The 12,461-nt window shown below is 33.8% G+C and carries 15 protein-coding genes; 13 read left to right on the forward strand and 2 right to left on the reverse strand.

Annotation, left to right across the window (positions count from 1 at the left end; all coding sequences use genetic code 11):
• Window positions 1-4 precede the first annotated feature (4 nt).
• From B4V02_RS07710 to B4V02_RS07765, 12 genes are all read left to right on the forward strand, one after another.
• The gene (locus B4V02_RS07710; RefSeq protein WP_094154352.1) at window positions 5-760 is read left to right on the forward strand and encodes a hypothetical protein; all 756 of its coding nucleotides are present in this window, start codon (window positions 5-7) and stop codon (window positions 758-760) included.
• Window positions 761-999: 239 nt separating this feature from the next.
• Window positions 1,000-2,016, forward strand: a complete 1,017-nt coding sequence (locus tag B4V02_RS07715; RefSeq protein WP_094154353.1) for a hypothetical protein — start codon at window positions 1,000-1,002, stop codon at window positions 2,014-2,016.
• A gap of 161 nt (window positions 2,017-2,177) precedes the next feature.
• The gene (locus B4V02_RS07720; protein WP_094154354.1) at window positions 2,178-2,630 is read left to right on the forward strand and encodes a hypothetical protein; all 453 of its coding nucleotides are present in this window, start codon (window positions 2,178-2,180) and stop codon (window positions 2,628-2,630) included.
• Window positions 2,631-2,805: 175 nt separating this feature from the next.
• On the forward strand, window positions 2,806-3,684 hold the full coding sequence (locus B4V02_RS07725) for a hypothetical protein (RefSeq protein WP_094154355.1): 879 nt from the start codon (window positions 2,806-2,808) through the stop codon (window positions 3,682-3,684).
• A gap of 167 nt (window positions 3,685-3,851) precedes the next feature.
• On the forward strand, window positions 3,852-4,274 hold the full coding sequence (locus B4V02_RS07730) for a GNAT family N-acetyltransferase (RefSeq protein WP_094154356.1): 423 nt from the start codon (window positions 3,852-3,854) through the stop codon (window positions 4,272-4,274).
• Between the two features lie 186 nt (window positions 4,275-4,460).
• The gene (locus B4V02_RS07735) at window positions 4,461-4,739 is read left to right on the forward strand and encodes a hypothetical protein (RefSeq protein WP_094154357.1); all 279 of its coding nucleotides are present in this window, start codon (window positions 4,461-4,463) and stop codon (window positions 4,737-4,739) included.
• A 56-nt stretch (window positions 4,740-4,795) separates the two neighbouring features.
• The gene (locus B4V02_RS07740) at window positions 4,796-5,449 is read left to right on the forward strand and encodes a HEPN domain-containing protein (protein ID WP_094154358.1); all 654 of its coding nucleotides are present in this window, start codon (window positions 4,796-4,798) and stop codon (window positions 5,447-5,449) included.
• A 157-nt stretch (window positions 5,450-5,606) separates the two neighbouring features.
• Complete coding sequence (locus B4V02_RS07745) at window positions 5,607-6,032, forward strand: hypothetical protein (RefSeq protein WP_094154359.1); 426 nt, start codon at window positions 5,607-5,609, stop codon at window positions 6,030-6,032.
• 180 nt (window positions 6,033-6,212) lie between these two features.
• Window positions 6,213-7,991, forward strand: coding sequence for an ATP-dependent nuclease (locus tag B4V02_RS07750; protein ID WP_094154360.1), 1,779 nt, complete (start codon window positions 6,213-6,215; stop codon window positions 7,989-7,991).
• Window positions 7,992-8,154: 163 nt separating this feature from the next.
• The gene (locus B4V02_RS07755; protein ID WP_094154361.1) at window positions 8,155-8,670 is read left to right on the forward strand and encodes a hypothetical protein; all 516 of its coding nucleotides are present in this window, start codon (window positions 8,155-8,157) and stop codon (window positions 8,668-8,670) included.
• A 184-nt stretch (window positions 8,671-8,854) separates the two neighbouring features.
• Window positions 8,855-9,805 (forward strand): toll/interleukin-1 receptor domain-containing protein, encoded by a 951-nt coding sequence (locus B4V02_RS07760; RefSeq protein ID WP_094154362.1) that lies wholly within the window; start codon window positions 8,855-8,857, stop codon window positions 9,803-9,805.
• 174 nt (window positions 9,806-9,979) lie between these two features.
• Window positions 9,980-10,465, forward strand: coding sequence for a hypothetical protein (locus B4V02_RS07765; protein ID WP_094154363.1), 486 nt, complete (start codon window positions 9,980-9,982; stop codon window positions 10,463-10,465).
• 189 nt (window positions 10,466-10,654) lie between these two features.
• On the opposite strand, the gene B4V02_RS07770 is transcribed toward B4V02_RS07765, so the two are convergent.
• Window positions 10,655-10,942, reverse strand: coding sequence for a DUF6809 family protein (locus B4V02_RS07770; protein ID WP_094154364.1), 288 nt, complete (start codon window positions 10,940-10,942; stop codon window positions 10,655-10,657).
• A gap of 153 nt (window positions 10,943-11,095) precedes the next feature.
• On the opposite strand from B4V02_RS07770, the gene B4V02_RS07775 reads away from it, so the two are divergent.
• On the forward strand, window positions 11,096-11,320 hold the full coding sequence (locus tag B4V02_RS07775) for a helix-turn-helix domain-containing protein (protein WP_010345209.1): 225 nt from the start codon (window positions 11,096-11,098) through the stop codon (window positions 11,318-11,320).
• 339 nt (window positions 11,321-11,659) lie between these two features.
• On the opposite strand, the gene B4V02_RS07780 is transcribed toward B4V02_RS07775, so the two are convergent.
• A complete protein-coding gene (locus B4V02_RS07780; protein ID WP_094154365.1) occupies window positions 11,660-12,085 on the reverse strand; it encodes an exosporium protein C in 426 nt (141 codons plus the stop codon).
• Window positions 12,086-12,461 lie beyond the last annotated feature (376 nt).

Below are 12,461 nucleotides of genomic sequence, written 5' to 3' on the forward strand. Positions count from 1 at the left end.
TTGTATGAGTAATATTATTTTTATTTCTAAGTCAATATTTGATTGGGATTATTACTCTGATGGTGGAAAGGTGCTATCAAGTGATGCTTGGACGCGATCTTATAAGATATGGGAACATTCAAAAACATTAATTGATAAGGCGATAACTGAATTTGAATTAGCAGATGGTATTGCTAATCTTAAGAGAGCATTGAATCACAGATTGAAGTTAATAGAGAGTTATTATAATTTTAGGAACATGGATGCTTCGTGGAAAAACAAAGGGTATCTAGAAATACTCGAATCTTTTGAATTGGTTAGACCCTATTTAATGAAAAACTTACTCTCAATTCGGAATGATATAGAACATAATGATGCTAAACCGCCAGGGAAAGAAAGATGTAATGAATTTATTGATATTGTATGGTATTTCCTGAAATCTACCGATCCGATAGTACAAATTCTAAAGTATTCAAATGCCCATACTCTCTATGATGAAGATGGTTATGAAACACAGTATGGATTTAGCTACAGAGTAGACTTTAGTGATTTAAGTTCAATTAATTTCACTGGTTGGTTTTATAATGAGATTATCTCTAATGAACCTAGGGAGGGACTCCTTACTATAGAGTTTAGCGATATTCATAATAAGAAAAAATGGAAAGAAAACAATTTTCATAATGATAAGCTAGAGTCAGATAAATGGATACATGGAGAAATTGTAGATTTAGATATTCAAACCAAAAAAATGATTGTCTCGAAGGTTTTATCTGCAATATAAAATAATGAATGTAAAAAATGTGTGTATTTCAAGATGTCGACGACAACACCTAACAAAGTATTCACGCATCCGGCCATCCGGGCCTCAGTCCTGTAGAGGGATTTCGGGGAAGCTGGAGCAGCTGGATACATCAATCCCCCTAAGATAAGAGCTATATAAGGGGGATCGACGTCGTGAATACAAGAACGTTATAAGAAATTGACGCAGACAGAAATTTAAAGAGTTTATGGGGGCTTTACATGAAAAACAAAAAACTCAAAATAGATATTGTAGCAGATGAACAGATTGTAGGCAGTACACAATACACTATTTCCGTAAATGTAACAAACATATCAGGTAAGGACATTCATCAATTAGATGTTTTTCCTACACATACGATTGGTCAACAATTAACTTCATTAAATGAAATTGAAAATGTGGAATTGTCTGAGCTAGAGGAAAAGAAAAATAAAATAATTAATGAAATGCAAAAACAGATTGATAGTGCATATGAAAGAAATCAACTAAACTCTTTGAATACATTTCAAAAATTTGTTTTATTATTCGTACAAGTAATAGATATATATGCCGGGATGTTTGGATATCTCACAGGTAAGAAAACTGTTAAAAGTACACCAACGTGGGCCATCGAAGCCTTGAAAATAGATGATTGGGAAGATGTTGAACGAATTGAACATGATGTGATGGGAAAAATAGAAGAGGATAGATTTCTTAAAAGAGCATTTTTAATAAATAAAGATAAGCTAAAAAGAATTATAGATAAAATAAATTTGCAAAGTGAGTTAGGAAGTTCAAACGAATTAAACAAAGGATTTACTTTAGCTGCTGGAGAAACGTTAACATTCCCTTTTAGTTTCAAGGCGCCCCACTTATTAAAATCAAAAGTTGGCGAAACGCAATTTAAAACAAGTTACAAAGAGTCTGAAAATGGTACTGCTATTAATAGTTCTATAACTCAAAAAATAAAAATATATCCGTCTGCATTTGCTGTACCTACAGGAAGTATGCTTGGATCAATTTGTGGGTATCTTATTAAACTTAGTTTAATATCATCCAATAGTCTTACTCAAATCAATTGGAGTTCAATGTCAGGAAGTATACTATTAGGGCTGTTAGTTGCATTAGTAACAGCTAGGAAATCTAATACTACCAAAGCAATTACCGTTGAGGATTTTTTAGGTGGTTTTATTATAGGATCACTAACAGGATTGTTCAGTGAAAATTTCCTTGATAAATTAAAAATCTTAATTCAGTAACTCGAAGAAGACGCCAACATCTTATAACATAATATTCACGCTGCGGGCATACGCCCTGGGTCCGGCATGCGCCGGACGCCCAACATTCGTTGGGTCGTGAATACAGGAACGTTAGTTGAAACCAATGCAATTGTATTAAAACAAAATAGGAAGTGAAGATATTGAAGTATTCAGACCTATCCAATCTTAAAGACATATATTTAGATCAGATATTCGAGACAAGAGATAACCATCTACGATTACTCTTTAGTAGGAGTAAGACAAATAGAGTTGCAGAGACAATGACAATTGGAAATATCGAAATTAATGAATCCTACTCAATTGATATTGATGTAACGTTGCCTCAAATTCAAATGGATTTTGAATGGTATATCGGATATTCAATAAGAAACGAAAGCTATACAGTTTGGGACGATTATGAACAATTTGATGGTAAGATTTTTAGAATTTATAGTAAGTCTAGGTATTTGGATTTTATCAAAACAAGCACAATAGCAACTGGTGATTATCCAGGACCATATAAGCATTATGGAATATCCTGTTTAAATCATATAATTGATATTGTTTCGACATCAGATCCAATAATAACTGAAGTAGCAAGAGGATTATTTTGAAAGTAACTCAGGGAGGCATCGGCATCATCTAACATGATATTCAAGCTGCGTCTCCTTCGGAGCCTTGGTCTGCGGGATGGATTTCGGGTAAGCATTTCAGCAGACACATCCGACTATGTCGGACGTCGTGAATACGGGAACGTTAGGCGAAATTGTCACAAAGGAGTTAAAACATATGTATAAGCATATCGATACAGCACAAGAGAATCTTGAAAATTATTTAGAAACAATACCCAATAAACAATCGAAGTTATTTTATCAAACAAGAATTAAGAAATTCTTTAATGAGTATATGTCTCAGAAACATAACATACTACGACCTCTTAATACAATTAACTTCCACGATTTGAACACATATATAGATCAATTAGAAAGTTCGGATGCGGAAAAGTTGAATTATTTTAGAGCTTTCAATGGTTTTTTCAGATACATGTATTTATCAGACAATTTACAGAGCGATGTTATGAAAGGAGTAAATAAGCCTGTTCTTCAATCTAAATTGCTAGACTATATTAGTCGGGTTGAATTAATACAAATTCAGAGATTTATTAAAGATTCAAATGAAAAAATAGAAGATAGGCTTTTGCTCGGTTTGCTGTTATATACAGGTTTAAGTAGAAAGTATGTAGCTAATTTAACGCATTACCAATTTAGTTTTGGAAACGAGTATGTATCATTGTTTTTTGAATTTGGTGAAAGTACAATAAATATCCCGTTAAAAAGTACAGTTGTAAACCTTGTCAGAGATTATTTTAATTCGCAACAAACCATTAATCCTTTCGAGAAAATATTTAAAATTGATGAAAACTATGTGAGTGAAAAAGTAAAAATATTAAATAAGAAAATAACAGGAAAGCCACTTACACCTACTGTCTACTCGAATAGCTTTATTAAAGAAGCACTGAGACAAGGCAACGATGTCCTTACGGTTAGCCAACTTACTTTAGAATCAGTTCATACAATCATGAAACATGTTGATGTAGAAGAATATAGAATTAGTAAACAACAACATATACTTGAAAATATATTCGAGGATGACGACAAAATCACTTAACATAATATTCACGCATCAGGCATACGCCCTCGGTCCGGCATTGAAGGATTTCGGAGAAGTAGAAACAGCCGGACACCTCGGCATTCGCCGAGGTCGTGAATACAGGAACGTTATCAGAAATCAGTGCTAAGTGTTAGCCAAGAAGATATTCAATGGGAGGATCTACAATGAAGATTGATTTTGCGATTGAATCAGATTATGAGTATATCTTGTTAATAGACAAACACATACATAAGACACTTATAAGACCAAAAATAAAAGAAAATGAAATTCTAATAATTAGAGAATCCAATCAAGAAATAGGTTTGATGAGATACGGATTTTTTTGGGACAACAGACCATTTATGAATATGATATGGATAGATGAGGAGTATAGAGGAACAGGTATTGGTAAAAAAGTTGTCCACTATTGGGAAGAATTGATGAAACAAAAAGGATTTGAAATGGTTATGACCTCAACACTTTCAAATGAAGGAGCTCAACATTTTTATAGAAAGCTTGGATATAGAGATGCTGGATGTTTAATGCTTGAGAATGAACCACTGGAAATAATACTGACAAAGGAGTTAACAAAAATTGATGTTGAGTAAATCAAGGAAGGTACTGACATCTGATAACATAATATTCAAGCTGCGGCTCTTTTTGGAGCCTAGGTCTGCGGGATGATTTCGGAGGAGCGATTCAGCAGACAACCCCTTTGGGGTTCATGAATACAGAAACGTTAGGTGAAATTAATTACTTAATTTTATTTCTAATCAAAGGAGTATGATTAGACAATGAGTTTTACTTCAACAAGTATCCTTCCAGATGATGCATCCTATAATAAATTAATAAATTTAATAGACTTGTTAGGTTACACAAAGCAGAGAAACGAATTTAAAACTGAAGGTCTACTAGCAAGTTATTTTTGGTATCAACATAAAAACTATAGATCGTATGTTGGAGTCGAACTTTATATTTATAGAGAAAACGGCGTTATTTCAGTTGACACAAGAACTAGAGCGGGAGAAGTTATTGGGATCTTGAACATCAAAATAAAACTATTAAATATATAAAAAATTATTTTAAAGGAAGCTTTTCGACGGATGAAGGGAAAAATCGTTATTTTATAATGGATGAGGAAGTTCCTACTGAGTTAGAAGCAGGACTATTTATTGCTAGATGGACTTATAATAATGCACTTATTAAACCTAAGATATATTTGGATTCAAGAAATTTACAAGGTCAAATTGCAAGGCCAGATTCTACAGGTATTGTGTATATGGATGAATTGAATCCAAGGTTCTTCTCGAATAACTTATTAATACCTTACTTAGTAGCGATTTGGGAAGAATATTTAAAGACATCATTTATTGTGCTGTTGAAATATACAGATAATAGAGACAAGATTTTTAAAGAAGCACGATTTTCGGTAAATAATCTGAAAGATATCTCTGCTGGAAAAACGTCAATTGAAGAAGCTTTAGTTGAAAAGTTTTCATTTCAGAGGCCGAGGATAATCGCTGAAAATTATAAGAAGCTTGATGAGAAACTAGATATATTTACTGTGTTAAACAAACCGATATCAAAGAGAAAAATATCTCTTTTCGATTCTATTGAAGAAATTATTGAATTAAGGAACGCTTTTGTTCACGAAGGTGGAATGGATTTAAGTATTACTGACAAAAAACTTAAAGTCATCATTAAAGATTTTGAAGTTGCGGTAGATAGAATTTACGATAGATTTGGAGCTTATTATAATTTTGAACCTAGTAGAGATTTTTAATGCGAAGGACGTAATTAGCCCCACCTAACATAATATTCACACTGCGGACATTCGTCCTTGGTCCGGCGATAGCCGTACACATCCGACTGCGTCGGACGTCGTGAATACAGGAACGTTATAGGAAATAGCTAAAAATCTTATATAAAGGAATATGTGAATGATTAATCAATTCTCTAGAAGCCCTAAGCTCCGAGACATCCTAAATGTAATAGAGGCAGTACCAACACAATACTCTGATGAAGAGATAATTCTGTATGTAGATAAATTCCTGCCAAGTTACAACTGTGAAGGAGCTGCTATAGGATATTTCTCTATTATTTCGCATCTTTGTTATTATAGACCCGATCTTGAAAGCCAATTAATGAAGATTGCATTAAAACCTTTATATTATCTAGGAATTGAACATCCGGATAGTGCTATTAAATGGATTAAAACCTATGTAAAAGAGAAAAATGATAATGATTATTATACATCAAAACAAGGAAGGACATGGATAACAAATCACTTGAAAGATAAACATGAATTAATTACAAGAATTTTTAAAGAGATAGATTTTGAGGATAATGATGAGGATATTAGATGATTAAGTAAACGCATCATGTAGTGGCTACTTCCTATAACATAATATTCAAGCAGCGGCTCCGCTGGAGCCTTGGTCTGCGGTATGGAATTCGGGGAGGCATTTCAGCAGACAACCTCTGGCGAGGTTCATGAATACAAGAACGTTATACGACAGAACAAATAAATAAGGAGAAGGATATTTATGAGCTATATTAGAATAAAAAGCATTAGTGTTGAAAACTATAGATCATTTGGAACAAGACAGACAATACATTTTCCTGATCAGAATCATAAGAAACCTGTAGCTATCGTTGGGTATAACAATTCAGGGAAAACAAATTTTCTCAACGCAATTCTATATGGGATAAAAGAGAAAAATGTTAATAAGGATACATTCACAATTAACGATTTTCACAACCGTGATTACAATAATCGTCCTTTTATTGAAACTGAAATTGAAAGCAGTATAGAAGTTAAAGGAGACGGAAACCAAGCAGAGCTTAAAGGATTTCATTCATTAAGAATAAGCGTAGTGGATAATGAAATTGAGCACGCTGGAGTCCGATCTTTTCGTGACAAGGAACAATTAACAAAAAATCCTGATGCTTCGGGAGCAGCAAAGTATTTTAGGATTTTCTATGTGAATTTTCATGATGTAAAAAAAGAGTTATCAACTAAGAAGACTACCTGGGGAAATCTTACTTCGTTTTTAGCGAAACATATTAAGAAAATTGTTGAAGCAGATGCGAACATGAAAGGGAAAAGGAAAACTTTTGAAGGAGAAGTGAAGGATTCAACTGATAGGGTTCTAGCAGATTCGAAGTTACACAGTTTTCTTGAGGATATAAGGTCAAATTATTCAACAAACCTAAGAGACAGTAATTTTTTTATAGGTTTTGAATTGCCTGATTATGAAGATATTTTTTTGGATATGATTTTTAAAATCGGTTTAAATGGTGATACCGAAAACCTTATTTCTATAGATCATTTCGGTGATGGATATATTTCTATGTTTGTTATGGCTATCATTCAAGCAATTGCTGAGAGCAACAAGAGTGATAAATGTTTATTTTTATTTGAAGAGCCTGAAAGTTTCTTGCATGAAAATCATCAAGAGTACTTTTACAAAACTGTCCTCTGTAACTTGGCAGAAAAAGGGCATCAAGTTATCTATAGTACTCACTCGGACAAAATGATAGATGCTTTTGATACACGAGGACTTATTCGTTTTGAATTTGATGATGAAGCACACGAAACAATTTTGAAATATAACAAACCAGATGAGAATATTTCAGAAGCTGATCTAGAAGGTTTCTCTTTGGATCAAGTAGCAGATTTTAATAATTACATTAAAATGATAGAGCCAAATTTGAATAAAATTGTGTTCAGTCAAAAGGTGGTTTTAGTAGAGGGGCCAAATGATTTACTGACCTACAAAGAAATTATAAAGAAAAAGGTATATCTGTTAACTAAAGATTCTATGTATTCAGAGACATATTTAAACTTTAAAAATATTTCTATAATTCCTCATCATGGTAAGATTACAGCCAGAATCTTGGTTAAGTTATGTAAACATCTTGGAGTGGACTTTTTTTGTATAAATGATTTTGACTTCAAAAACAATTTCATTTCAGAACTTTTATTTGATTCACTTGAAGATTTAAAGAAAAGTGAATTATACACAAAAAGGATATTGGATTTAGAAGAATTTAATTCTAAAGGCAAACCTCTAAGTGACAGTACAAAACGACAAATGGTTACTACAAATTGGGGATTAATTAAAGAAGCTTCTTTGGAAAAAATACATTTCAACATTCCTAAGTTAGAAGCTGTGATAGGTTACGAATCAAATGATAAAAGCAGTTTAGGCATATGGACTAAACTCCAAGAAACATCAGAATTCGGAGAAGAAATTTTTCCAACATCTCTAAAGAAATTCGTTGGAATTGAAACTTTAGAACAAGCATGTTCCAAACAATAATCGAATCAAATACTTCATGTAAATTCAAGTAATGTTCCGTCGTATAACATAATATTCACGCTGCGAGCATTCGCTCTTGGTCCGGCATTCGCCGGACACACAGCGTGCGCTGGGTCGTGAATACGGGAACGTTATGTGAAATCCCAGTGGAAGGAGAATAAAAATGGCTGAATTAGGAGAAACAATAGTGAGGAATTTCCTGGAAAACAGAGGGTTTCAAGTGAATAAGATACCTGAATCTCAAAGCAAAACACCTGATTTTGAAGTATATAAGAACGGTAAGTTAGTCTTTTATTGTGAAGAAAAAACCTTAGATAAAGACGATTTCGAAGGTTACAAAAATGATTCGACATACAATGCAATTACAAGACATTTTCATACAGCTGCAAAGCAATTTGAAAGTATTAATCCTCATAATCAAGTACCTAATATCCTAGCCATTGTTAATTTTGATACTATGAAGGATTGTCACGATTTATTTATTAGCCTGACTGGACATGCTTTATTAGAGAGCGGAGAGTATTTAAAAATAAGGAATTTCAGTGATTATACTAAGAAAGATATGAATTATATAAACCTATGTTTGTGGTTTGATAAAGAGACATTTATTAGATACTTATGGAGAGACGACAAAGAAAACACAGATAGGAAAAATATTGAAAACCTATTTGATGGTTAATTTTGAGAGGGCATGGACATCACATAACATAATATAATATTCATGCTGCTTCTCCTGCCGGAGCTTTGGTCTGCTTGATGGATTTCGGAGAGGAATTTCAGCAGACAACCCCTGACGGGGTTCATGAATACAGAAATGTTATGCGAAAGAACTACAAAAAATAATAAAGGCAGGTATTACATACATGATCAATATCTTTATTTCTTATTCTAATATAGATAGAGAATTAGCCAGTGCATTTATAAATAAATTAAGAGATTTTGATATTCGAGTATCTGTAGATGTTTTGGATTTGAAAATCGGAGATGATTGGCAGACGGTTTTGAATAATGGGCTTAGGAATTCTGATGCAGTAGTAATATTGATTACAAAAAATTCAATTAGAAGCGATAATGTTATGTCAGAATTACACGCTTCCCTAGCTTACATGAAAGAACGAGGAAAACCCAAGATTCTTCCTATCATCTTTGATGATGTTCCAATCCCCGATCCATTAAAACATATCTTAGCATTAAGGGCTGATCGAGATAATCTGGATTTAACGATGTATAAAATAAAAGATTCTATTGCAGGAATAACAGGCGAATTAATAGCAAAAGCTGATGAAAAGAAAGAGTCGAGTGCTAAAGTAGAATCATCTGCCGAACAATATATTCATGATTCACTAAACACATTAGAGAAAAAGGAGAGAAAGTATAATTTAATTGCATATGGTTGTTATATAGTATCTTGTTTCAGTTTGATAGGATGTATAATTTTGGCTCTTGCACGAGGAAATACTTTGTTAAAATTTTATGTAGATACCACGGTGTATAAATATATTGAATTTTCTTTGCTGAATATTTTGACTATTAGTTTAATTATTGCATTGGCTAGATTGTCATTTATTTTAGGGAAATCGTTTATGGTAGAAGCATTAAGAAATGCTGATCGAATTCATGCAATATCTTTTGGAAAATTTTATTTGAAAGCATATGGTGAAAAAGCCGAATGGAATGAAATAAAAGAGGCGTTTCAACATTGGAATATTGATAATGGCTCTTCGTTTATTTCTCAGTCAACTAAAGACTTTGATCCAGAATTGATCCAAAATTTAATTGAATTTACAAAAGCAATAAAAGGAAATGAAAAGTAACAACAGATAATTCTAAGAAGAAAGTTCCTTCGCATAACAATATATTCACGTTGCGGACTTTCGTCCTGGGTCCGGCATTCGCCGAACACCTCAGCGTGCGCTGAGGTCGTGAATACAGGAACGTTATACGCAATTACCTAGATAGAATCATTGAGAGTACCTCTAGCTAGGGAGATGAAAGAAATAATAAATAAAATATCGGTTGAGAATCAGAATAGTAAGTATTTAAAAGATGCTCATCCAACTATACTAATAGACGATAAGCCCTTGGATCAATTTTTTGGTGAATATTATCCGAATGATTTCATACCAGGGCTAATTCCAATGATCGTTGATTGGATGAATTTAGATGAAGAGTCGAAATTGGTAGAGTACGTATATGACTCGACGGATAAAACAAAGATATTACCTATATTAATGTGTCCGGATGATTGTGATTTTTCATGTACAATCATCGTTGCAGAAGTAGAAACGACAAACAATCAAATAAAGTGGAATCGAATCGGAATAGATAGGAATAATCCTAAAGAAGTGATAGATAAGAAAAAGTTTTTAGAAATAGGAATTGAATGGATAGATAACGTTCCAATAATGATTTTCAATAAAGAAGAGTACATGTCACTGGAGAAGATATACAAGTATAGAAGCCAAAGTGAATGACTATTCGAAGAAGTCAGGTACAGCGTATAACATCATATTCAAGCAGCGGCTCCTAACGGAGCCTTGGTCTGCGGGATGGATTTGGAAGATGATTTTCAGCAGACATATCCGACATTGTCGGATGTCTTAAATACAGGAACGTTATACGACAGAATCAAGAACAATAGAAAAAGAGGGTCATATGACCCTCTAAATACTAGAATTTTGCAATTCACTTAATAGTTGTAGAGCATCTTTGAAACCTTGTATGTAGATACTTCTTTCTAGGATGGATTGGAGAGAAATTTGGGCGTCTTCGTAAAGAAAAACCGTATGTTGAAGTTGATCGGGCAAAGCATCACGAAGCGTTTTAAAATATTGATCTGTCTCCGAAGAAAGCTGAGTGTACTCCTTATGACACTCCAGAAGCTCAGTATAGAGTAATTCTAAACGTATTCTTATAAGCGGCTCTGTTAATGATTCTAATGTATTAATCATATGTTATTCCTCCTCTAATTAACTCTATAGAGTTATTATATAACCTTATAAAGTTAATTGCAAGGTGAATATTTGACTTTATAGAGTTAAAACTTCGCTTTTCGTTTATGATTGCTGCTATGGGAGATAAGATAGAATTATGGAGGGGAAAAAATGAACGTAATCAAGTGCAATATACGAGAACTCATGGCAGAACATCGAATAGATGATATAACAGAATTGATGGCGAAATCGGGCTTAAGTCGGAATTCAATCAACAAGTTGTATAGGGAAACGAATATAGAAACAACAAAGCTGGAAACTTTATTCAAGCTATGCGATACATTTAACTGCAAATTATCAGATTTAATTGAGTATGTACCCGAAGAAAACCAGTAGTGAAGAAGCGATTCCGTCATATAACATAATATTCAAGCAGCGGCTCCTTTGGTGCCTTGGTCTGCGGGAAGGATTTCGAAGAGGCATTTCAGCAGACACCCCCTTCGGGGTTCGTGAATACAGAAAAGTTATAGGAAATCAGCGCAAGAAATTAATTGATGAATTAAACTAACGTGTAGTTATGCTTAGTGGAAATGAGCAAAAGCAGCCCATCCTCTGACGAGGAACGAGCTGCTTATTACTTTTCTATCTCTTTTTCCATTTTGGAGAACATATTCTCTCAAAATTGAGGTTTTTTACAGGTCTATCATTCAAGTGCTGAAAATTGCAAATATGGTATTAGGTTCTCGTTTTAACGGCTAACCCACTAAACGATACAGGCCCAACAACATCGGCTCTTGTTTTTGCAGTAAGGTTTTCTGCTGTGACTGTGTAAACATGGGCACCGGCTTTTACATTTCTATCTTCCGCCTGGAACGTAACTGCATAATTTTGTTCAGAACCAGCAGATTCGATACCTTGTTGGGTGTTGAAAATCTCTCTTCCATCGCGGAAGATTCTAAAGAGTATTTGCGCAATGCCAGTGACACCTCGAACACCCACAGTTGCTACTAAATCTACCCGATTAGGTTGAGAATTGACTGGAATCCGTAAAGTGATTGTTGCCAGGAGAGATCTTGCTGGTGAACGTCGGATAGTAAATGAGTTTGCTAAGTTGAATCTACGGCGCGGTTGTACGGCAGCTTTATCAAGAATACGTACCACAAAATATCAACTCCTCTTGTTTGATATCTCCATGATATGTTGGACACAAAGATAATGATTGGACAATTATGTAAGATGTTTTGATTTGAATCAAATACATTATGAACAATGGCAAAGAGCAAATTACAGGTGGTGGTGAATAATTGTAAGGGGTCGTACAAGAAATCCTAACCTACGACGTATTTCATAACTGTAATGTTACTAAATAATTATTATCCACCAGGAGCGCCTCAGCAGACATAGAATGATGTTAACGGGAAACGATAGTTAAAAAATGATTTTGTATTTCGAATAAGGTGCTGACATCCTATAACATAATATTCGCGCTGTGGCCGTTGGCCCCTTGATCTGCCAGAAGTTTTTTCGAAGAAGAAGA

Source organism: Paenibacillus kribbensis (assembly GCF_002240415.1).
GTDB lineage: Bacteria > Bacillota > Bacilli > Paenibacillales > Paenibacillaceae > Paenibacillus > Paenibacillus kribbensis.